Annotated in this window: 20 protein-coding genes and 1 tRNA gene; 14 read left to right on the top strand and 7 right to left on the bottom strand. The window is 53.9% G+C overall.

The genetic code is table 11. The features are described 5' to 3' along the window. Positions 1 to 113 precede the first annotated feature (113 nt). The 4 genes from F6R98_RS17400 to F6R98_RS17385 all read right to left on the bottom strand — a co-directional run bounded on the left by F6R98_RS17400 (position 114) and on the right by F6R98_RS17385 (position 3,728). Entirely contained in the window at positions 114 to 917 is an 804-nt protein-coding gene (locus tag F6R98_RS17400; RefSeq protein ID WP_153250150.1) for an ABC transporter ATP-binding protein, read from the bottom strand. Next, positions 914 to 1,999, bottom strand: coding sequence for an acyl-CoA dehydrogenase family protein (locus F6R98_RS17395; RefSeq protein WP_153250149.1), 1,086 nt, complete (start codon positions 1,997 to 1,999; stop codon positions 914 to 916). The genes F6R98_RS17400 and F6R98_RS17395 overlap by 4 nt, the downstream gene beginning before the upstream one ends. After that, positions 1,996 to 2,556: a carboxymuconolactone decarboxylase family protein gene (locus tag F6R98_RS17390; protein ID WP_153250148.1), complete on the bottom strand. Its 561-nt coding sequence runs from the start codon at positions 2,554 to 2,556 to the stop codon at positions 1,996 to 1,998. The genes F6R98_RS17395 and F6R98_RS17390 overlap by 4 nt, the downstream gene beginning before the upstream one ends. Before the next feature lie 230 nt (positions 2,557 to 2,786). Continuing rightward, the gene (locus tag F6R98_RS17385; RefSeq protein ID WP_153250147.1) at positions 2,787 to 3,728 is read right to left on the bottom strand and encodes an AraC family transcriptional regulator; all 942 of its coding nucleotides are present in this window, start codon (positions 3,726 to 3,728) and stop codon (positions 2,787 to 2,789) included. Positions 3,729 to 4,371: 643 nt separating this feature from the next. Here F6R98_RS17385 and F6R98_RS21715 point away from each other — a divergent pair. Further along, positions 4,372 to 4,563 carry a hypothetical protein gene (locus F6R98_RS21715; protein WP_194270002.1) on the top strand — a complete coding sequence of 64 codons (192 nt, stop codon included), beginning with the start codon at positions 4,372 to 4,374 and terminating at the stop codon, positions 4,561 to 4,563. A gap of 45 nt (positions 4,564 to 4,608) precedes the next feature. Here the strand turns inward: F6R98_RS21715 and F6R98_RS17380 are convergent, their stop codons facing one another. Next, positions 4,609 to 5,493: an outer membrane protein assembly factor BamD gene (locus F6R98_RS17380; RefSeq protein WP_153250146.1), complete on the bottom strand. Its 885-nt coding sequence runs from the start codon at positions 5,491 to 5,493 to the stop codon at positions 4,609 to 4,611. A gap of 111 nt (positions 5,494 to 5,604) precedes the next feature. Here F6R98_RS17380 and rluD point away from each other — a divergent pair, with 111 nt between their 5' ends. Genes rluD through F6R98_RS17365 form a run of 3 tightly spaced genes read left to right on the top strand, consistent with a single transcriptional unit; the run spans position 5,605 to position 8,088 of the window. Continuing rightward, positions 5,605 to 6,558: a 23S rRNA pseudouridine(1911/1915/1917) synthase RluD gene (gene rluD / locus F6R98_RS17375; protein WP_153250145.1), complete on the top strand. Its 954-nt coding sequence runs from the start codon at positions 5,605 to 5,607 to the stop codon at positions 6,556 to 6,558. Beyond that, on the top strand, positions 6,551 to 7,279 hold the full coding sequence (gene pgeF / locus F6R98_RS17370; protein ID WP_153250144.1) for a peptidoglycan editing factor PgeF: 729 nt from the start codon (positions 6,551 to 6,553) through the stop codon (positions 7,277 to 7,279). Before rluD ends, pgeF begins: the two co-directional genes overlap by 8 nt. A gap of 2 nt (positions 7,280 to 7,281) precedes the next feature. Further along, positions 7,282 to 8,088, top strand: a complete 807-nt coding sequence (locus F6R98_RS17365) for a ZIP family metal transporter (RefSeq protein ID WP_153250143.1) — start codon at positions 7,282 to 7,284, stop codon at positions 8,086 to 8,088. 8 nt (positions 8,089 to 8,096) lie between these two features. On the opposite strand, the gene F6R98_RS17360 is transcribed toward F6R98_RS17365, so the two are convergent. After that, a complete protein-coding gene (locus tag F6R98_RS17360; RefSeq protein WP_153250142.1) occupies positions 8,097 to 8,918 on the bottom strand; it encodes an undecaprenyl-diphosphate phosphatase in 822 nt (273 codons plus the stop codon). Positions 8,919 to 8,945: 27 nt separating this feature from the next. Then, complete coding sequence (locus F6R98_RS17355) at positions 8,946 to 9,638, bottom strand: tetratricopeptide repeat protein (RefSeq protein WP_153250141.1); 693 nt, start codon at positions 9,636 to 9,638, stop codon at positions 8,946 to 8,948. A gap of 337 nt (positions 9,639 to 9,975) precedes the next feature. Between F6R98_RS17355 and F6R98_RS17350 the strand changes: the two genes are divergently transcribed. The 10 genes from F6R98_RS17350 to F6R98_RS17305 all read left to right on the top strand — a co-directional run bounded on the left by F6R98_RS17350 (position 9,976) and on the right by F6R98_RS17305 (position 22,000). Then, positions 9,976 to 10,051, top strand: a tRNA-Phe gene (locus F6R98_RS17350). A 254-nt stretch (positions 10,052 to 10,305) separates the two neighbouring features. Then, positions 10,306 to 12,345 (top strand): thioredoxin domain-containing protein, encoded by a 2,040-nt coding sequence (locus tag F6R98_RS17345; protein WP_153250140.1) that lies wholly within the window; start codon positions 10,306 to 10,308, stop codon positions 12,343 to 12,345. Between the two features lie 348 nt (positions 12,346 to 12,693). Next, positions 12,694 to 13,833, top strand: coding sequence for a glycosyltransferase family 4 protein (locus tag F6R98_RS17340; RefSeq protein ID WP_153250139.1), 1,140 nt, complete (start codon positions 12,694 to 12,696; stop codon positions 13,831 to 13,833). Further along, positions 13,814 to 14,803: a UDP-glucose 4-epimerase family protein gene (locus F6R98_RS17335; protein WP_153250138.1), complete on the top strand. Its 990-nt coding sequence runs from the start codon at positions 13,814 to 13,816 to the stop codon at positions 14,801 to 14,803. Before F6R98_RS17340 ends, F6R98_RS17335 begins: the two co-directional genes overlap by 20 nt. A gap of 134 nt (positions 14,804 to 14,937) precedes the next feature. Beyond that, positions 14,938 to 15,918 (top strand): MraY family glycosyltransferase, encoded by a 981-nt coding sequence (locus F6R98_RS17330; protein WP_228124933.1) that lies wholly within the window; start codon positions 14,938 to 14,940, stop codon positions 15,916 to 15,918. Continuing rightward, positions 15,911 to 17,731 carry a polysaccharide biosynthesis protein gene (locus F6R98_RS17325; protein WP_228124932.1) on the top strand — a complete coding sequence of 607 codons (1,821 nt, stop codon included), beginning with the start codon at positions 15,911 to 15,913 and terminating at the stop codon, positions 17,729 to 17,731. Before F6R98_RS17330 ends, F6R98_RS17325 begins: the two co-directional genes overlap by 8 nt. A 181-nt stretch (positions 17,732 to 17,912) precedes the next feature. Then, positions 17,913 to 19,235, top strand: coding sequence for a hypothetical protein (locus F6R98_RS17320; protein ID WP_153250137.1), 1,323 nt, complete (start codon positions 17,913 to 17,915; stop codon positions 19,233 to 19,235). 54 nt (positions 19,236 to 19,289) lie between these two features. Then, the gene (locus F6R98_RS17315) at positions 19,290 to 20,204 is read left to right on the top strand and encodes a glycosyltransferase family 2 protein (protein ID WP_153250136.1); all 915 of its coding nucleotides are present in this window, start codon (positions 19,290 to 19,292) and stop codon (positions 20,202 to 20,204) included. A gap of 228 nt (positions 20,205 to 20,432) precedes the next feature. Continuing rightward, positions 20,433 to 21,320 carry an S-methyl-5'-thioadenosine phosphorylase gene (locus F6R98_RS17310; RefSeq protein ID WP_153250135.1) on the top strand — a complete coding sequence of 296 codons (888 nt, stop codon included), beginning with the start codon at positions 20,433 to 20,435 and terminating at the stop codon, positions 21,318 to 21,320. A 62-nt stretch (positions 21,321 to 21,382) separates the two neighbouring features. Further along, positions 21,383 to 22,000, top strand: coding sequence for a class II aldolase/adducin family protein (locus F6R98_RS17305; RefSeq protein ID WP_265588109.1), 618 nt, complete (start codon positions 21,383 to 21,385; stop codon positions 21,998 to 22,000). The last annotated feature ends 45 nt before the right edge of the window (positions 22,001 to 22,045 follow it).

Here is a 22,045-nt window from a genome sequence, read left to right as displayed (position 1 = left end):
ACCCCTGCTTTGATGACGTCAGCCTGTAGTGGAGCGGATAAGCGTCGGTGCATCCACCGCCGGGCAGCATTCCGACGTATCGATCAGGGCATTATTGCCCGCCGAATCCTTATTCAATTCGCTTTGGCAAACGACACTGCGCTTTCATGCAGTGCGGCCCGTATTTGCAAGCGCAACTTGGCGATCCGTTCAGGAAAATTTTCGCGAGGATAGGGGATATCGACCGTCCATTCGCAGCACAGACGGCCGGGACGTCCGCCCATCAACAAAATGCGGTCGGCAACCAGAATAGCCTCGTCGATATCGTGCGTGACCAGCAGCACAGCGGCATGCCAGCGATGCACCACATCCACCAGCAGCGATTGCATTTGCGCGCGGGTGATCGCATCAAGCGCCGAGAACGGCTCGTCGGCAAACAACAGCTCCGGTTCGCGCGCCAATGCGCGCGCCAGCGCGACGCGTTGCGCCATGCCTCCGGAGAGCTGGGCCGGCCATGCTTCATGCCGCTCCAAGCCGACTGCGGTTAGCGCTGAACTGACGCGTTCATTGCGCGCCTCCGCGCTGATTTCCGGTTGATGTTTGAAGTCCAGCCCGAAACCGGTGTTGTCGAATACATTCAGCCAGGGCAGTAGGCTGGCCTGCTGAAACAATAGTGCGCTACGCGGGTGCGGGTGTTGCAACGGGCGACCGAGGAAAAGTACGCTACCCTCGGTCGGCGCAACGAGTCCGGAAAGCACGCGCAGCAAAGTGGATTTTCCGCAGCCGCTGCCGCCCAGCAGACAGACGATTTCCCTGCGCTGAACGTGCAGGGAAATCCGTTGAAAAGCCGGTTCGGACTGCGCGTAGGCGAACGACAAATTCTCCGCGCCTAGAACTACAGGAAGCGCTGCTTCGTCAGGTAACAGTCGAGAGTTCATTGCCGATGGCACGCTGTGTGTCTGGCCAGTTCGCCCTGCAATTGGGTAAGGCTGGGCGTGATGACCGGAATGAAAGCCCCTTCGCGCCAGCGGCGCTCGAAACCGCCGCTCTGGTCGTGTAAATAGGCGCGGCCGCCGACGGCATCGAGTTCCAGTCCTAATGCCGTCTGTACGATCTCGGCCAGACGGATGCGGATACGGAACAGCGCTGACGGTTCATCAATGAACCGGTTTCCGGCCAACCCCTCATGTATATTGCCAGCAATACCCTCAAGCTCGGCAGATAATGCGTCAACCCGCGGCAGCAGGATGCTGTGCGCGCCATGACTATGTTCGCGCGCCTTGCGCAATGCAATTCGTCCCAGTCCAATCGACAGACCGATTTGCAGTCCAAGAAATGCCGGGCGCACAAGCGGACAAAATTCACGCGCATTTTCGTGCAAAATTTGCTCCGAGCCGATAATGGCGTTGTCTATTGTGATCGCCGCAGTATTGCCGCCTCGCAGCGCAATCAGGTTGAGATCTTCGCTGCGCGTCACGCCGCTCATGTCGTTGGTGATTGCGACGATGGCCGGCGCAGCCTTGTTATCCCTCGCCGCCGCGGCAGCTACGATGAAACCGGCTTTACGCAGATTGGTTACCCAGGGAAGACGGCCGTTCAAACGCCAGTCTGCGCCACGCGGGCTGGCGCTGACTTGAAGTGCTTCTATACCGGACAGAAATTTCATCGCGTTGGACAAACCGGTAGCGCCGGCAAAGCGGCCTTGCAGCAATAAAGGCAGCCAACTTTCGCGCAAAATCTCGTTTGGAGTCTGCAACAGATATTCAATGAAAGTACGATGTCCCCAGAATACAAAAGCAGCGGTCAGCGAGTGCTCGGCCACGTTGGCGATCGCCTCCAACGCGTCGCCGGTAGTGCCGCCGCTACCGCCTAGGACCCGAGGCACGCCGATTTCAAATAATCCTATCGAAGCTAGCTGCCCGAGCACCGCATCGGCATCGTTTGCGCTTGAGTCCAGGGATGCCGCATGTCTGGAAAACCAGCCGATATCCCCGTCCAAGTTTTCAGCCGGCGCATTCATGCTTGTAGCGCGCCGGGACGGAAAGGCTGCAGTTGCATATTGATTTCATTCTTCGCCAAATTGTTGGCGAAGTTGCATAACGTCGCCAGGCTGATGCCGAGTATGACCTCCAACGCTTGATCCGAAGAAAAACCGGCCTCGATAAAAGCGGTTAATTCACCATCGTCTACGGCTCCTCGACTGATTATTATCGATCGAGTGAAGTCCACGAGAGCGTCGAAACGCGGATTTCCGGTAACTCCGCGCTGCTGCAAAGCGATCACGCTTTTCCTGTCGAAACCGGCCTTTTTAAGAGCGATTGCGGAATGACCCGCAACGCAGAACTCGCATCCATGCAGAGCTGCGGCGGTAATCTGTATAACCTCACGTTCGGCCAGGGTCAGACTGGCGCGGTTGTTGATTTCGCCGACAGTGAAATAAGCTTCCACCGCTGCCGGCGTATTCGCCAGTACGGCAATCAGGTTGGGCAGGAAGCCGTTGGCGGCAATGGCGCGCTCGATAAAAAGCTTGCTGGCGTCCGGGGCGGTTTCGGCTGTTTGTAGAGGTAATCTGGGCATGGGGTATTTCATCCGCAGTAAAAAATCGTGCGTCCATTATTCCTGTTGGCGAGGCGCCGCACTATCGGCAAGCGTCGCTGTTTCTTGCTCTATCGTCTATTGATAAGATAGGGCGGCGCCACTGATGAACCCAAAATTTGCTGATTGCAGATAGGTAAAATCGACGGACTGATTCGCTTTTATGATTAAGACCGTTTAAATGAATTTTTCTCAACGCTTTTCATTCAAGCTTATTGGTTATACCGGACCGGCATACTGCCATCCATCCGTTTTACCCTGCGCGCGCGTTGATAAGCGCCTGGCGGTTCGCCGATTATTTTTGTGAACGCACGGGTAAAAGCGGCGGGAGATTGATAGCCGACGCGTTCCGCCGCCAGGGTAACCGTCTCGCCGTTGCGTAACCGACGCGCGGCGATGTTCATGCGCAGCAACAGTAGAAACTGGGCTGGAGGAAGTCCGCAGCTATCGACGAAATGCTTGAAGAAACTGGCGCGCGACATATGCGTCATGCGCGCCATGTCCTCCACCGACCAGCTACGGGCAGGATCGCGCAACAACTGGTCGACGAGAGGCGCGAACTGAGGGCGGCTGGCGACGGTCCAAAGACCGGCTACGATATCCTTGCGCCGGGTCATGTCGCGCACCAGATAAAAGAAAAGCAGCTCGGTAAGCCGTTCGATCAACGGCGATGGCGTCTTCATATCGCGATCGGCTTCGGCAAGAATCAGATCGAACAACGGGACGATTGCGCGTAGCGCATCCGAGTCCGTGCGCAGAATGAGATAATCCGGAAATGATTCCGCCAGCAGCTTGCCGGCCAGCCCGCGCAAAGAAAAAAAACCGCAAGCCAGACTGGCGCCATCGGGATGAACGGGTTGCATAGGCTGCATCGGAATCGGTGCGAAAAGCGCACCCGGTGCGGAATCCGGAGTGAGCGAGTGCGGTAAATCGCGCAAAAGAAAAACTGCCTCGCGAGATCCCAATGCTATCGGTTCGCATCTTTCCATATGCAGAAAACAATGTCCGCGCAGCACAATATGAAAGCTTGCCTGCATTCGTCCGGACGTTGAAGCGTGCCATGGACCGCAGTACTGGCCTACGTGAAAAACGCTGGTTTCCAGATCAAGATTGCCGACCAGCCAGTTCAGCAGTCGGTCCGTTTCTAGGTTCATAACGTGCTCGGGATGACAAAAGTGATTTTTACCGGAAGTGATCTGCAGTACGAATCCTTCCGGTAAGGTGCGAAAAAAGTTGTTTTATATCTGCGACACCTAAACTTTTTCGATCAGCGACGTAGCGCCGCCATAGAAAAAACTAGGTATTATGTAGCATAGCAAGCGGTGATTATTTGCAATAAAGAATGAATTGTTATTTATTAAGCTCAAAAAGAAATAACGGGCGTGTCCGGGGGATACTCCCGGATTTTATTCAGTGATCGAATATGATATTGAAAGTATTTTTTCGCATTGCTGCTGGAAAAAATATAAACTTCAGGACTATGAGCTTATTGTGCGGCTATGTTGAAGACGTTTTGCGTTGCGCACTGTTCGGGAGCGCTTAAAATAATCGGGGAAAAGGGCCACGCAAGCGTGCCATTGCTGTGGAGGGATATAATGCCTGGAGGGCGGGAGAAGAAAGGTTCAGTTAGGGAAACATTGATTAATTCAAAAATTGCTGATTACGGGCACGTAAAATCAAGCGGTTGCCATGAAAATCCGCGCAAAAACCGATTAAATCAGCGCTTCCTTAGACAATCTCTAAGCATGCATCGAAATGTGACAGGCAGGTTCCCTGCTCAAACGGATTTAGGTTTTGGTGACTAGAACCTCTGATAGCCGATTGTACCGGAGCGCGGTTTTCGGCGTATTCGCCACTTCGCCACACCTGCCCGGCCCTGGTACAGACCTGTTTTTTCTCGGTTTCAAAGCCGAGAATGCGGTAGCAGAGGTTTTCCCTGTGGCCGCGAGTGGTCATGGTCAAGGAAAAAGTCAGGCGCTAAAGGTATGAGCTACGCAAAGTGTCATTGATGCGCCCGTTCATCGGGCGCTGGCATCAACGGTCAAACCCGATGAAATCCCACACCTGCTCGGCGGGAGTCAGTTCCTGCATTTCGCGTTCAGCCAGCGTATTGCCGCTGTAGTTGAGTGCATAGACGCGCGCTGCGTCATCCGCCAGGTCGTTCATTTCCAGCGTGCGATAAGCTTGTTCCATCATTTTAAGCGCTTTCGGCACAGCCTGGGTGCGCTGGTATTTCTGTACGACTTCCACCCCGCGCCGCGCCGCAGCCAGATAAGCGCCTCTGCGCATGTAAAAATCGGCCACGTTAATTTCATACATGGCCAGGTTGTTGCGCAATGCCGCTATGCGCAATTTACTGTCTTCCGCATAAGGGCTGTGCGGAAAGCGAACCAGTAGATCGTCAAAATCCTTGAGCGCGTCCCTTGCCGAGCCGGGGTCGCGCTGCGATGAGTCGGTCGGCATAAAGCGGTCCAGGAAAGTGATGCCGCGGTTATAGTTAACCAGCGCTCTCAAGTAATGGGCATAATCGACATTGGGGTGGCTCGGGTTCATTTTGATGAAGCGATCGGCAGCGGCGATTGCCGAATCCGGTTCGCCGTGCTTGTAATAAGCAAAGGCTATATCCAGCTGGGACTGCAGGGAATAAACCCCGAACGGGAAGCGCGCCTCCAGCTTTTCATAAAGCTTGATGGCTTTTTCGTAGTTTTTCGCCATAAGCTCTTCCTTGGCTTCGTCGTAATATTGATCGACGGTCCAACCGGCGCGTTCATCGTCTTCCTTTTCTTCCTTGGCGGCTGCTTCCGCATTGGCCTTGTCGGTGTCGAACCAGGAGCAACCGCTGGAAGATAGCGCCAGCAGCGCGATCAACAGCAATCTTGAAATGGCGAAAGACTTTATAAATATATGGAGAGGAAACATAATGGGCGACGTAGTATCTTCTGACAGACTCCTAGGCTGAGTATAACGCGAATTCAAACGCGCCAACAGTTTTCATTTACATATTGTTATCACACAAGAGCAGAGCAACGCGTGCCGGAACAACGACAACAAGCAACCGTACCACCCGAACTGGCCGGTTTGCGGCTGGATCAAGCGCTGAGCGAACTATTCCAGGAATATTCGCGCAGCCGGCTTCAAACCTGGGTGCGCAACGGCCGCGTCCTTGTGAACGGCCGGATCGTGCCGGTACGCTACAAAACGATGGGAGGGGAGCAGGTGGAGCTTACGGCCGAACTTTCTCCGGAAACAGATTGCGAAGGCCAGGATATCCCGCTTGCCATCATGTATGAGGACAACGAAGTTCTCGTTGTTGATAAACCGGCCGGGCTGGTGGTGCATCCGGCGGCGGGACATCCCGACGGCACGCTGCAAAACGCGTTGCTTCATCATGCACCCGCGTTGAAAAACCTGCCGCGCTCGGGCATCGTCCACCGGATCGACAAGGATACCAGCGGATTGCTGATGGTTGCCAAAACCTTGCAAGCCCACAAATCACTGGTCGATCAACTTCAGGCGCGCGAAACCCGGCGCGAATATCTGGCGATAGCGCAGGGCTATCTGACGGCGGGCGCGACCATAGACGAACCGCTGGGGCGGCACCCGACCGATCGCAAGCGCTACAGCGTGCGCAGGGACGGGAAGGATGCGATTACCCATTACCGGATAGCCGAGCGCCTGCCGGGGCATACCTTGCTGCGCATCAAGCTGGAGACCGGGCGTACCCATCAAATCCGCGTGCATATGGCGCATATTCATCATTCCTTGCTCGGCGATCCGGTATATGGCGGGAGATTGAAGCTCCCGGCGGGTGCGGGCAGCGAACTGATAACCGCGCTTCGCGCTTTCCGGCGGCAGGCGCTGCACGCGGAAACTCTCGGTTTCGAGCATCCTGCAAGCGGCGAATGGCTGGAATGGAGGAGTGAGTTGCCTGATGATATGCAGCGTCTGCTGAGCATCTTGAGAAGCGAGGCCGTTGATGAGTGACTGGATCATTCCTCGTTGGCCGGCCCCGCCTAATGTGCGCGCGGTCAGCACATTGCGCAGCGGGGGAGTAAGCAAGGGACGTTTTGCATCGCTCAATCTGGGGCTGCATGTCGGCGATGAAGCGGTCAGCGTTCTAAAAAACCGCGAACGGCTGACAGCCATGTTCGAGCTTCCGGCGCAGCCGCTATGGCTGGATCAGCATCACGGCAGCGTTGTGGTCAGGGCCGATAATGCGGAAACCTGGTATGCGGATGCTTCCTTTACCTCTTCGTCCGGCGTAGTCTGCGCGGTGATGACCGCCGACTGTCTGCCGGTTTTGCTCTGTGATCGCAAAGGCACGCGGGTAGCCGCTATCCATGCGGGCTGGCGCGGATTGGCATCCGGCATCATAGAGGCGGCGGCTCACGATTTGGGCGGCGGCGATCTTGTCGCCTGGCTTGGTCCAGCCATCGGCGCGGGTGCATTCGAGGTTGGAGATGAGGTGCGCGCGGCTTTTATAACCCAATTGGGCGAAGTGGCGGATGCCGCTTTCAAGCGGCATAAAACTCAAAGTAAATGGTATGCGGATATCTACATGCTGGCCCGCGTCGCGCTGCTCAGCGCGGGGGTTGGCTCCGTCTACGGCGGCGAGCGCTGCACATTCTCAGAACCCGAGCATTTTTTTTCATTCCGGCGAGACGGTCAAACCGGACGCATGGCGACACTGATCTGGATTGAATAAATATGCACCTGCTGACCTGGATTACCATTTTCACTGTGCTGGGAGGCGTACTCAGCATTATTGCCGCCTCGGTTTTTCTGCTGGTGCCCGATAAGCATCACGAACGTCTGCTTCCGCACGGCATCAGCTTTGCGCTCGGAGCGCTGCTTGGTGTCGCTTTCCTGGACCTGCTGCCGCACATGTTCGAACAGGCGGGAGAGCAGCAGACCAAATCGCTGCTGGTCACGCTGCTGGCGGGCATACTCGTTTTTTTTCTGCTGGAAAAATTGCTGCTTTGGCGTCATTGCCATGCTCAGGATTGCGAGGCGCATATTCACGCGCACGAAGACCGGCGCACGCATGGCCATCAGCCTGCCGGAACGCTTATAGTGTTCGGCGACGCTATCCACAATTTCGTCGACGGGGTGCTGATTGCGGCAGCGTTTTTAACCGATATACAGCTCGGCATCGTCACCAGTCTGGCGGTTACCGCGCACGAGATACCGCAGGAGCTGGGGGATTTTATTATCCTGCTGCAAAGCGGTTATTCACGCGGCAAGGCGCTTTTTTATAACCTGCTTTCCAGTCTGGGGACTCTCGCCGGAGGCGTGCTCGCCTATTTCAGTCTGGCGCATATCCATGACGCCTTACCTTACTTTCTGGCCGTAGCGGCATCGAGCTTTATTTATGTCGCCGTCGCGGATCTGATTCCGACGCTGCATAAGAAAACCCATGCACGCTCGACCCTGCAGCAGATGTTGCTGATACTGGCAGGGATATCGCTTATAGCATTGGTTCAGCACTTTGTTGCCGGATTGGAAGGAAAATAAGCCGGTAGTTACGCCGACCAGGAAACCAGCCCGGTATAAGCCGTGGTCAGTACCGCGATACCGAACACGATCCGGTACCACGCGAAAGCGGAAAAGTCGTGATGGGCTACATAGCGGATCAGGCCTCTGACCGCAATGAAAGCGCTAAAGAACGCGGCAATAAAGCCGATTGAGAAATGAGCCAAATCGTCTAAGGCCAGCAGATCGCGCGCTTTGTAAAGCTCATAGGCGGTTGCTGCGAACAGTGTCGGGATAGCGAGAAAAAACGAGAATTCGGTGGCTGCTTTGCGCGACAGACCGAAAAAAAGGCCGCCGATTATGGTTGCGCCTGAACGAGAAGTTCCAGGAATCATAGCCAGTGTTTGCATACATCCCAATTTCAGCGCATCTTTCCAGTTCAGATCGTCGACCGATTCGATACGCACCACATGCTCACGGCGCTCTACCCATAGAATGACCAGTCCGCCGACAATAAACGCCAGCGCCACCGTTAATGGGTTGAACAAATAAAGCTTCACCGTTTTTCCAAACAAAAAACCCAGCAAAGCGAATGGCAAAAACGCCACGAAAAGATTCAACACGAAGCGCCGGGCAGAAGGGTCATGGTGCAACCCGCCGACAACGCTCAGAATTTTAGCGCGATACTCCCAGCAAACCGCCAGTATCGCGCCGGACTGAATGACAACTTCGAACAGCTTGCCCTTGTCATCGTTGAAACCCAACAGATCGCCGGCCAGAATAAGGTGACCGGTGCTGGACACCGGTAAAAACTCCGTCAACCCCTCAATGACGCCCAGTATTAACGCTTGCAACCAAACTGCTATATCCATAATTTTAAAAACTTTAAGTATCGACAACTATCGCGCTTTTGAGAAACGCCTTACGGCAAGAACCGCAAGATCGTGTCCCTGCTCTGCGGCTTTACGGTACCAGTACAAGGCCATTTCTCTGTCCTTCTTTACGCCCAGCCCCTTGCCGTACATATAGCCCAAGTGGTATTGAGCGCTGGCAAGGCCTTGATCCGCCGCCTTCCGGTACCATTCTACCGCCATGCGGCTATCCTTTTTTACGCCCAGCCCTTCCGAATACATAAATCCGAGATGATTCTGCGCGCTTGCCAATCCTTGATCCGCCGCTTTCTGATACCACTCTATGGCCAGATGATTATCGTGGCGTATGCCCCTACCTTCGAAATACATGAATCCCAAATGGCTCTGCGCTTCGGCGTAACCTTTTTGCGCGGACTTGGTAAACCATTCCACCGCCAGCTTATCGTCCTGGGCAACGCCCTTGCCCAGTTGATACATCTCTCCCAACTGGTTTTGCGCCTCGGGCGCGCCTTGTTCAGCCAATGGCTTGAGCAATGACATGGCATTCTGGTAGTCGCCGTTTTCATAGGCTTTGAGCCCGTCGGCGAGATTTTGTTTATCCAAAACGACGACCGGTGCCGGCGCGTCGACTTTCTTGACGGCTTTGGGTGCGCAGCCTCCCGCCAAAAAAGCCAGCATCGACAAGATAGCAATTTTTATTTGAAACTCACGGTTCAGCATAATATACCTCCTAAACGCCGACTTCGGGGCTCTCGTACCCCTAATCACAAGAGATGGACGCGACAGGTCACGACAGCGAGGGGGATGACTCTTAAACTTACATGGGTTTTAAAATCATATTATTATAATTTGCTGCTCCGCAAGCATTAGCTGAAATAACGCTTCATTAACAGCGCTGTTCTTGCGGAAAAGCCAGCTCGCATCCGGATAACGATCCCGGATTTTCATTCCAGTCTACCTGATTCGGTGCGCATTTGTACTGCCAAGCGGAAAGTCTGCGATTAATGCTTGACAGGGATTGTTGTTTGCTGTTTAATGTTTTGCTCAACAGATAATTGCCCAGGTAGCTCAGTCGGTAGAGCAGGGGACTGAAAATCCCCGTGTCGGTGGTTCGATTCCGCCCCTGGGCACCATGAAGTCGGAGCCTCGCTGGAATTGCGAGGCTTTTTTATGCCTGTTATAAAGTCAAGGTAGCTCCATGGTAAACGGGAAACGCTGTCTCATTTGGCATGCCGCTGACTTTTTGCCCCGGACAGCCCCGCGCCGCTTCCTTGCCGTACGCGTCGGTAAAAAACAGATTTGGCAGAAATGTGCGCATATTTGGCTTATAAATATTGTGAGATGCTTTTTATAGGCTACAATTCACCATCTGCCGCCCCTGAAAAATATGAACAGACTTTCCAGAGAAACAAGCCCTTACCTGCGACAACACGCTGACAACCCGGTCGACTGGTTCCCGTGGGGCAGCGAGGCTTTGCATCTGGCCAAAGACCAGGACAGGCCGATTCTTCTCTCGATAGGCTACGCCGCTTGCCACTGGTGCCATGTGATGGCGCATGAATCGTTTGAAGATGTAACAGTTGCTCAACGAATGAACGAGCTGTTCGTCAATATCAAGGTAGACAGAGAAGAGCGGCCCGATCTGGATAAGGTTTATCAGAAGGCTCACCAATTGCTGTCGCGAAGGCCGGGAGGGTGGCCATTAACACTGTTTCTAAATCCCGGGACTCTGCTGCCTTTTTTCTGCGGGACTTATTTTCCACCGCAAGCGCGCTATGGCTTGCCTGGATTTTATGATTTGCTGCCGCAGGTGGCCGACCATTTTCGGGCTCACCGTGATGATCTGGTGCGTAATGACGATGCATTGATGCATGCCTTGAACCGGGAAGAGCAACCGATAACAACGGGAATGTTGCAGGCTGCGCTTCTGGTTCGAACCAGAAGCGCAGCGCTCGAATATTTCGACGCCATAAACGGAGGTTTTGGCGGTGCGCCGAAGTTTCCTCATGTTTCTCTGATAGACTTTTTGCTGGGGCAGTGGTTGGCGGGAGGAGCGCAGGATAGGGCGCTCGCAACGGCCATTCGAAAAACCTTGGACGGCATGGCGGATGGCGGCATATACGACCATCTTGGCGGAGGGTTCTATCGTTACACGGTGGATGCCGAGTGGAATATACCGCATTTCGAGAAAATGCTTTACGACAACGGCGCGCTGTTATCGCTATACACGCGCGCGGCCCAGGGGCAGATCGGCGAAAAATATTACCGAGTTGTACATGAAACGGCTGCCTGGGTGATGACTGAAATGCAGTCTCCGGACGGCGGGTACTACTCCAGTCTGGATGCGGATTCGGAGGGCATTGAGGGTTTGTTTTACCGGTGGAACCGCGCCGAACCTCGCAAATTGTTGAGTGACGAAGCTTATCGTTTGTGCGCCGCTTATTACGGACTGGATCAGACGCCTAACTTCGAAGAACACTGGCATCTCAGGGTAAGCATGCCCCTGGAAAAGGCGGCCGCATCATGCGCCATGAGTTTGCAGACTGCCGAAGAAACGCTGGTTCAGGCCCGGCAGATTTTGCAGCACTACAGGGAGCAGCGAACGCGTCCGGGTCTGGATAACAAAATCCTGACGGCATGGAATGCGCTGATGATCGGCGGAATGGCGGTCGCCGGTCGAGTATGCCGACGCCGGGACTACATCGAATCGGCCGAGCGCGCGTTCGATTTTATACATACCGCTTTGGTTCGGGACGGGCTTTTATATGCTTCCTCGACCGCAGGTGTTTCACGGTTCGAAGCTTATTTGGACGATTACGCGTTTTTGATTGAGGCGGGGCTTGAGCTGGTTCAAGCGCATTGGTCAAGCGTACGTTTCGAGTGGCTGATCGCGCTTGCCGACAAGCTGCTGGAAGCATTCGAAGACAAAGAGGCGGGAGGTTTTTATTTTACCTCTCATAACCATGAGCGTGTGATTGTCCGCTCGAAATCGTTGATCGACGAAGCCATGATTTCAGGAAATGCGGCAGCGGCAAGCACATTGCTTAAGTTGGGCCATGTGCTGGGCGAGCCGCGTTATCTGGCGGCGGCGGAGCGTACGCTGAAAGCCTTGCCGGAAGATGCGGCCAACGCGCCGGACCGCTATGCGGGGATGATGACGGCGTTGGGATTGTGGTTATATCCGCCCGAAACAATTATTATTCGAAGCCCGTATCGAGAGGATATTGATGGATGGATGGCTCGAATAGATAAGGAATACCGAGCCAACCGGATATGTATTGCGATACCTGACGATGAAACAGCTCTTCCTGAGCAACTGAAAAACCGCAACGGAGTCGGCAGAACTGTCGCTTATGTCTGCCGGGGTACGGAATGTCTTGCCCCGCTTACCGACTTGCAGGAGTTAGCCGATTTGCTGCGAAAATAAAACCCGCACACATTGCGCTGAGCACTGCGAATAAAATTCAATGTCAATCGCCTTTGTAAGGCAGCCGTTTACCCGATTTGCTGAAAACGGTCAGACAAGGCAAAATAGAGGAATATGAAACGGATCTGTCCCCATACTTTGCTGCTCGCGGTTTTTATCTGAATTAAGCGGAGACGGAAGCCGGTTTCGTACTCGGATGCCAATGGCTGGAGTGGCGTTCGCCGGGTACATGTAACCCTTGAGCGCCTTCGAGAAGATTCATGTCGCGGGGAGGGTGTTTTTTCTTGTATCTCGATAAGGAATAAGGTACTGAAATAAACACGAAACTTTTGTCTTGGGTATCACTTAGTGAAGATTTTGCATTTTTACAGAACCTACTTTCCTGATACGGTGGGAGGAGTAGAGCAGGTAATTTACCAAATTGCCCGGGGTTCTGCTGTGTTTGGCGTTGAAACCGCTGTTCTCACCTTGACCGCCAAAAAAGACGATACCGCGACGCTGAAAATCGATAACCACCTTGTTTATCGTACGCCGCTTGATTTCCAAATCGCCTCGACAGGGTTTTCGGCTTCCGCTTTTTTTCGTTTCGCGCAATTGGCGCGGGAGGCGGATGTCGTCCACCTTCACTACCCGTGGCCGTTCATGGATATCGTTCATTTTGTGACTAGGGTTAAAAAGCCGACGGTAGTTACCTATCACTCCGATATTATTCGCCAAAAACGGCTGCTCAAAATTTACCGGCCGCTCAAAGAGCTTTTCTTGGGCAGCGTGGATCGCATTGTTGCCACTTCCGCCAATTACTGTGCCAGTAGCGACACGCTGCAGCAATACCATGACAAGACTACCGTAATTCCGATAGGCCTGGATAAGGCGTCCTATCAGGAACCCTTGGCTGATACGCTGGAGAAATGGCGGGCTTGGACGCGGAGCCGTGTTGGTCACCGTTTTTTTCTTTTTGTCGGGATGATACGCTATTACAAGGGCTTGCACATTCTACTGGAGGCCGTTCGGGGTACGAATCTACCGGTCGTTATTGTGGGTTCAGGGCCGGTCGAAACAGAATTGAAGGCGCAGGCGGCGCAGTTTGGACTGCACAACGTTCATTTCGTTGGCGCTTTGTCGGATGACGACAAAATAGCCTTGCTGATGCTTAGTTACGCTTTTGTGTTCCCGTCGCATCTGCGCTCGGAGGCTTTTGGCGTGTCGCTGCTGGAAGGCGCCATGTTCGGAAAACCGATGATCTCCACTGATATCGGTACCGGAACCAGCTATATTAACGTTCACAACAAAACGGGGCTGGTTGTCCCCCCGAACGATCCGGCTGTTTTTCGAAACGCCATGCAGTTTCTTTTGGATCATCCGGAAACCGCCGCTGAAATGGGGCGTCAGGCCGAAGCGCGATATCGTGAACTGTTTACCGCGGCTAAAATGGCTGCCGGCTATGTCGACCTTTACCGGGAGGTGCTGCATGAACGCGAAGGGCGATGATGCTTTTGTCGCTGGTGGTAGCGACGGACATGTTTTGATTACCGGCGCGAACGGTTTCGTTGGCACGGCTTTGTGCCGTCAGCTTAAAGAGGCGGGCTATAGCGTAAGGCCGGCGTTGCGCAAACCGGAACGTGTCGCCGGGTTGGGACCGGATGCGGTTCAGGTCGGCGATATTAATGAATGTTCCAGTTGGAAAAAAGCCATGGAGGGGTGCAAGTATGTGGTTCACCTGGCCGGGCGGGCGCATATCATGCGGGAAACGGCGCACGATCCGCTGGCTGTTTTCCGTTCGACCAACACCGCCGGTACGCTCAATCTGGCGAATCTGGCTGCGGAGGCGGGGATTGCTCGCTTCGTGTTTTTGAGCAGCGTCAAGGTAAACGGCGAAGTTTCGGACAGGCCGTTTAGCGAAGACGATAAGCCGCAGCCCCAGGACCCTTACGCGATTTCAAAGTGGGAGGCCGAGCAAGGGTTGCGCGACATTGGCGATAGAACCGATATGGATATTGTCATATTGCGTCCTCCGCTGATTTACGGTCCGGGAGTGCGGGCAAATTTCCTGAGTTTGTTGGGTGTTGCCCGGCGAGGGTTGCCGCTGCCGCTGGGGTCGGTAAAAAACCGGCGCAGCTTTTTATTTGTCGGCAATTTAACCAGCGCCATTCGGGCTTGTATGGAGCATCCGGGCGCTGCTGGGCAGACTTTTCTGCTCAGCGACGGTGAGGATATTTCGACAACTGATCTTGTCCGACGCATGGCCAAAGCCTTCGGTCGTCGCGAACGGTTATGGCCTTTACCCATGTATGCGCTGCGACTGGCGGGACGCATGACCCGCCATAGCGCAGAGGTGGAACGATTGCTGGGTTCTCTTTACGTTGACAGTTCGAAAATTCGGCGATTATTACAGTGGAGTCCGCCAAATACCCTGGATCAAGGTCTGGCTGAAACAGCCGACTGGTATCAGCGGGTATAGAGAATAATCGATATACATAATAACCAGGGAAACACCGGTTTATTCGCGGTCATTCAATGCGATTTTAATAGTATCAATATCTCGCGTTCCAGTTTTTCAGCAAAAGCATACAATCAGCGCTTCCCAAGGGTATCATGCTTATTTCTTTTTCTGCGTCAATTTTAGTTTCCGTACTGGTTATCGCCTCCATGCTGCGCATGGTGCGTTGTTTGCCTCTGGATCATCCGAACCATCGCTCGCTGCACCATCGACCCACGCCACGCACCGGCGGCGTTGGCATTATGCTGGGCGTAGCCTGCGGCTGGGCGCTATCGTGGCCCGCGGCGCTTATGTCGACGTTGGGACTGGCGCTGATGTTAAGCGCTTTGTCCCTGCTTGATGATGCGCGAGGACTTCCTGTTTGGCTGCGTTTCAGCCTGCAAATCGTAGCGGCGTCCTTGCTGATAACAGGATCACAGCCTAACTTGCCGGGCGGTATCGAAGGGGCGGTATTCGCGGTGCTGGCGCTGGTGTGGATGACGAATCTGTTTAACTTCATGGATGGCGCCGATGGCCTTGCAGGCGGCATGGCGCTGTTTGGTTTCAGCTTTTATGCCTTGGCGGCATGGCAGGCGGGAGCTTATGCGTTTGTTACGGCTACCGGAAGCGTGGCGGCCGCGGCAGGTGGATTCCTGTTGTTCAACTTTGATCCGGCGCGGATTTTTATGGGCGATACCGGATCGATTCCTCTCGGTTTTCTCGCTGCGGGCCTGGGTCTGATCGGATGGGAAAACAGTTTATGGCCTCTGGCTTTTCCGGTGCTGGTGTTTTCCCCTTTTATCGTCGATGCAAGCATAACCCTGATCAAACGGCTGTTGCGAGGTCAAAAACTCTGGCAGGCGCATCGTGAGCATTATTTTCAGCGCTTGATACTTCTGGGGTTCGGGCATCGCGTTATTGCGTTGGCGGAGTACGCCTTGATGCTGGCCTGCGGTCTGTCCGCAATGCTGTTGTTGAAGTCTTCCTCCGGTTTGCAGTTAGCCGTGACTGTGGCGTGGCTGTTTTTTTATGCGTTGATTGCGATAAAAATAGACAGGGCATGGAGCAAGCTTGGTCTTGGAGTCGCCAGTGATTAACTCCCGCTCACTTATCGTGCTGTTGCACGATGTCGCTGCCGCTGCAGTGGCATGGTTTTTGGCTTATCTGCTGCGCTTTAACTTCGATATCCCTGCATTTTACATGCAGGGTATGTTGAGAGAGCTCTGGATCGTACTGCTGTTGGATACGACCGCTTTCTGCCTGTACGGACTTTATAGGGGAATGTGGCGGTTTGCCAGTCTTCCCGATTTGAAACGCATACTTCTGGCAGTCGGTCTGGCCTCATTATGCGTGATCGCCGTTCTCAATATGACTCACCGGATGGCGGATACGCCCCGCGCCGTCCTGGTATTGTCGCCGATTTTATTGGTTTGCATGATGGGAGGCAGCCGCTTCCTCTATCGTTCGTTCAAGGACGGTCATTTGATAACCGTTGCCGCACCGGAACGCAGCCGAGTTATCGTGATGGGCGCCGGCGCAGGCGCATCTCTGCTGTTGCGGGATCTGGTGGTAAATCCCGCATGGCAGGTGGTCGGTTTGCTGGATGACGATACACAAAAAAAGGGTCGCAACCTTTCCGGCGTTACCGTAGTGGGATCGCTTAATGAAGTAGCGAATTATGCACGGCGATTCGATGTCAGGCAGGCGATCATCGCGATGCCCTCCGCAACTGCAAGCGAGAGACGCCGCGCCGTCGAGCTCGCGACGGATGCCGGCCTGTCGGTACTGACCGTGCCGGGATTCGATCAATTATTATCCGGGAAGGTTTCCATTTCGCAGATATGCAGAATCGAATTGGACGATCTGCTGGGCCGGGAGGCAGTGTGCCTGGATATCCAGGGGCTGCACGAATTGCTGGGAGGTTCGGTTGTAATGGTAACCGGGGCAGGCGGCTCCATCGGTTCCGAGCTTTGCCGGCAAATCGCCGCCTTCGAACCCAGCCTGCTGATATTTTTTGAGGCGAACGAGTATGCCATTTATAAACTGGAACAGGAGTTTCTTAGCGGTTTTCCCGGCATACAAACCGTTTGCGCGGTCGGGGATGTGAAATGTGCCCCGCGGGTGGAGCAAATCATGCGGCGCTTTTCGCCCAAGGTCGTTTTCCATGCAGCGGCATATAAACACGTGCCTTTGCTGGAGCAGGTCAATGTCTGGGAGGCATTACGTAATAATGTGATCGGCACCTATGCCGTCGCCAGAGCTTCTATCGATTACGGTGTCAGGAAATTTGTACTGATTTCGACGGACAAGGCGGTGAATCCCACCAGTGTAATGGGAGCAAGCAAACGCCTTGCAGAAATGGTTTGCCAGGTATTACAGAAAAATACGGTTACGCGTTTCGAAATAGTCCGCTTCGGCAATGTGTTGGGCAGCACCGGAAGCGTTATCCCCAAATTCCGCGAGCAGATTGCCCGCGGCGGTCCGATCACGGTGACTCACCCTGAAGTCATTCGTTATTTCATGTCGATTCCTGAAGCCGCGCAATTGGTATTGCAGGCTGGCGCGATGGGCAACGGCGGCGAGATATTTGTACTGGACATGGGCAGTCCGATCAAAATCGTCGATTTGGCGCGCAATTTGATCTGCCTGTCCGGTTTCAGTGAAAATGATATAAAGATCGAGTTTACCGGCCTGCGTTCCGGCGAAAAACTGTTCGAAGAGCTGCTGGCCGATGACGAACATACTGAGCGCACGCCGCATCCCAAATTGCGTATTGTTGCCGCACAAGGTGCAGACCAGGCATGGCTTGATGAACTGCTTCAGTGGCTGAATCAAACGATCATGCCGGAGGACGATAGGGTTAAGCGCGACCTGACGCACTGGGTACCCAATTATTCGTCGCCGCAATAGGAACGGGCGCTCCGGGACGATGTCTCGCTTTCGCGATGCTCTGTTTTGAATTGTGACTGAAGCGTCCGGAAGCGAGGCAAGGCTGTCGAGAGACACAAGCCAAACCGAAAATCCATTCCGGGTTTCGACTGCCGCAAACTGTTTCTCCATACCCGCCATGCACCCTCGCCTTTAGCATACGTTGAGTATATACGTTATTGCCATGCTTTCCAGTCATGTGGTGTTTTTACAGCGAATTTGTCAGGCCGCCTCGGGCGTTATTACGGCAGTGCTGGTTGCAGTCTATTTAACCCCGATAGAGCAGGGCTTCTACTACACCATGGGGAGTCTGTTAAGCGCTTACAGCTTGCTGGACCTGGGTTTATCCGGATTACTGGTTCAGGTTTCAGCTCGCCTGTTTGCCGGTTTGAGATTTGCCACGGACGGAGAGGTTCGACCGGTAACAGAGCGCGCTGAGTTTATCGCCATGATGAGATGGGCGCGCCGATGGTACGCCTCCACGGCGCTGATTGCATTAGTGCTGCTGCCTATCGGTTGGTTGTACTTCCATCTGGCGAACCGGCAGTTTGATGTGTCCTGGCAACAGCCATGGTTGGTGATTGTATTAGCCGTATCGCTGAGCATGCCGGCTTATCCGCTGCTGTCGGTCATTGAGGGCGCCGGCAAAGTTACCGAAATCTATCTGATTAGAATACTTCATTATACGTTTGCGGCGTTATTGTCCTGGGGCATGCTGGTGAGCGGGCATGGTTTATACGCATTGGCCATGATGCCATTATCGGTAGCCGTTATTACGCTGTTATGGTCGCGTACCAGATTTAATAAATTAATGACGCTTTGCCGCGACAATAATAGCCAGGACGGTTTTCAATGGAAAACCCGGCTTTGGCCTCTGCACCGGCAGGTTGCCCTGGTTTCAGTAGGGAATTATATCTTTCTCCAGTGCCCTGTTCCGGTCCTGTTTTATTTGAGTGGCCCCAAAGACGCCGGGCGTCTGGGGTTGTCCATGCTGATATTGAATATTATTTCCGCAATAAGCATGTCGTGGTTTACCGCCTCCATACCTCGAATGACTCGATTGGTTTCCGAAGGAAAACAGGAAGCGTCCAGGCAGCTTTTTATTCGCGAGTACGGACGATTTATGCTGATAATGTCGGTGCTCTACGGTTCGTTGCTGGCAATCGTCTATGGCTTGCCCGAGATCTATTTTATTGCGAGAGTGTTGCCGTTTCCGGAGTTGTCTGTGCTGATGCTGACCTATCTGTTGACGCAGAGCATGAGTGCGATTGGTGGGTATTTTCGGGCGTATGGCCGCGAAGTTTTTGCGTTAGCCAATATCAGCGCCAGCCTACTGGCTTTAGCTATCGCCTCTGCACTCGCTGCGTCCTTCGGCGCGTTGGGTTTCCTCAGCGGCCTGGCTGTGGCGTATTTGTTAATTCTGGCGCCGGTGCTGTTGTGGGCGTGGGTTAAGTGGTTGCGCCCCGCAGTTGCCGGGACCATTTAGATCCAGGCGAAGTATTCCGGTGAACATCCCAGCTATAACTTTCGGGCGCAATTCATGAAAAAACTGAATGTCGTTGCCGTTGCCGTTACCTATAATCCTGAAATTCGGGAACTCGAACGTTTGCTTGCACAGTTGATCAGGCAGGTTAGTGAGGTGATTATCGTTGACAACGCTTCCGCCAATGCAGCATTGCTGCGTGATACCGAGACCTCCACGGCTAAAGCGCTCCATTGGGTTTTTCTGCAGGAAAACTGCGGCATAGCCGCAGCCCATAATACCGGGATTGCCGAAGCCAGACGCCTGGGTGCGTCGCACATCGCCCTGTTCGATCAGGATAGCGAGCCGGCGGACGACATGGTGTCATGCTTGTTGGCTGCGCTGGAGCGACTGGAAGGCATGGGGCATTCCGTGGCCTGTGTGGGACCGCGCTATCTTGATGAGCGGCAAGACAACCCTCCTCCCTTCATACGGGTTAGCGGTTTGCATCTGCAGCGTTGCGCCTGCGCGCACGGAGATGACATCGTGGCTGTGGATTATTTGATTTCGTCCGGCAGCCTGATTCCGATGTCGGCATTGGACAAGACGGGAGGAATGCGTAGCGACTTTTTTATCGACTATGTTGATATTGAGTGGGGCATGCGAGCGAGTTCTCAGGGTTTGCAGAGTTACGGTGTATGCGCGGCCGGAATGCGGCATAATCTGGGCAGTCAGCCGCTGGAGTTTTTGGGCCGCAAAATACCGCTGCACAGTCCGCTCAGGCACTACTACCACTTTCGAAACGCGGTGCTTTTATACAAGGAGCCGTGGGTACGGTGGAACTGGAAACTGGTGGATGGCTGGCGCTTGTGTCTCAAGTATATCTTTTATTCGCTGTTTGCAAGGCCGCGCATGGCGCACTGGCATAAGATGACTTTGGGGGTATGGCATGGTTTACTGGGCAAAACAGGAAGATTTGACGGAAAAACATAAGGGTCTAAAAGAGCGGAGTCAATAGACTTCGGCGTTTTCTTGCTTGTTGGTGATTCAAGAGTGGCCAGGTGCGCCCCGGCAACTGACGTGGAAAACAGTTCATGCGTCTTCAACTGCTATTATGCGGAGCTTCATGGGGACAAAAGAAAGCTTTTCCATAGTGGCAACGTGCAGACACTTACACGAAGTTATTGTTAATTCAGGAAAAATACAATGTAGGGGTGAACCATGGCTGAAAGCAGTAAAAAATCAATTATCGGCATTATTGGCGGCAGCGGTGTATACAACATAGACGGTTTAACCTACACCCGCTGGGTAAAAGTGGATTCGCCTTTTGGCGAGCCTTCCGACGAGTTGCTGTTTGGGGAGCTGAATGGGCAGCAGATGATATTTCTGCCGCGCCATGGCCGCGGTCACAAAATTCCGCCGTCAGAAATCAATTACCGGGCAAACATCGACGTACTGAAGCGCGCCGGCGTGACGGACGTTATATCCGTGAGCGCGGTGGGTTCATTGCGCGAGCACCTAAAGCCGGGCATGTTTGTCATAGTCGATCAATTCATCGACCGTACATTTGCCCGTGACAAAACTTTTTTTACCACCGGTTGCGTGGCGCATGTTTCGATGGCGCGTCCGGTGTGCTCGCGCTTGGGTGATCATATCGAAGCGGCGGCAACAGAGGCCGGGATTGATGTGGCGCGCGGCGGCACCTACCTGGTGATGGAAGGGCCGCAGTTTTCCAGTTTGGCGGAATCCGAGCTCTATCGTTCCTGGAATTGCGATGTAATCGGCATGACCAATATGCCGGAAGCAAAGCTGGCGCGCGAGGCGGAGCTATGTTATGCGACCGTGGCAATGGTGACGGACTACGATTGCTGGCATCCCAATCACGATGATGTGACGGTAGAGCAAATCGTGAAAGTGCTGATAGACAATGCCGGTAAAGCTTGTTCGCTCGTCAAGCATATTGCACCGAAGCTAGGCTCGGACAACGGGGCCGAAGAATGTACCTGCCGTTCAGTGCTGCAACACGCATTGATTACCGCGCACGAAATGCGTGATCCGCAACTGCTGAAACGTCTTGATGCCGTAGCCGGCAGGATATTGGGCGGCTGATGGTTAAGCATCAGCGATGCCCGGTTGACCCAGGAAGTCCGGATCAGTCCCTGCGTCGCAAGTTGCTGCACATCACGAAGCGTCTTGGCGATCTGGGACTGAACCGGGGTACCTCAGGTAATTGTTCGGTCAGAAATGCATCGGGTTTTTTGATTACGCCCTCAGGCATGACGATAGATGAGATGTCTTCTGAAAGCATGGTGAGTATGGACTTTTCCGGCAGCATAATCGGAGGCGGCGCGCCTTCCAGTGAATGGTTTTTTCATCGCGATATTCTGCAGCATCGTCCGGAAGTCGGCGCGGTAATCCATACTCACTCCGTGTTTGCAACCACGCTTTCCTGTTTGCGCAAGGACCTTCCGCCGTTTCATTACATGGTCAGCGTGGCGGGGGGAGCAAATATCCGTTGCGCCCGCTATGCATTATTCGGCACCCAGGCGCTTTCCGACGTCGCCCTTAAGGCGCTTGATGGCCGCCGGGCATGCTTGCTGGCCAATCACGGCATGATCGTGCTCGGACGAGATCTGGACGTTGCGCTTGCCGTGGCGGTGGAAGTGGAAACATTGTGCGAGCAGTATTTGAGAGCCTTGCAAGCCGGCGAGCCTTACCTTCTTACCGACGACGAAATGTCTGAAGTAATGGAACGGTTCAAAGGCTATGGACTTTGGGCAAAGTACTGAATAATAAAAGCCATTTTTTAATATTGAGCTATTGAACAAGGATTT

It is taken from the genome of Candidatus Methylospira mobilis (genome assembly GCF_009498235.1).
Lineage (GTDB): Bacteria > Pseudomonadota > Gammaproteobacteria > Methylococcales > Methylococcaceae > Methylospira > Methylospira mobilis.
The sequence above is the reverse complement of the archived record's forward strand: the minus strand, read 5'-3'. Positions and strand labels throughout refer to the sequence as shown.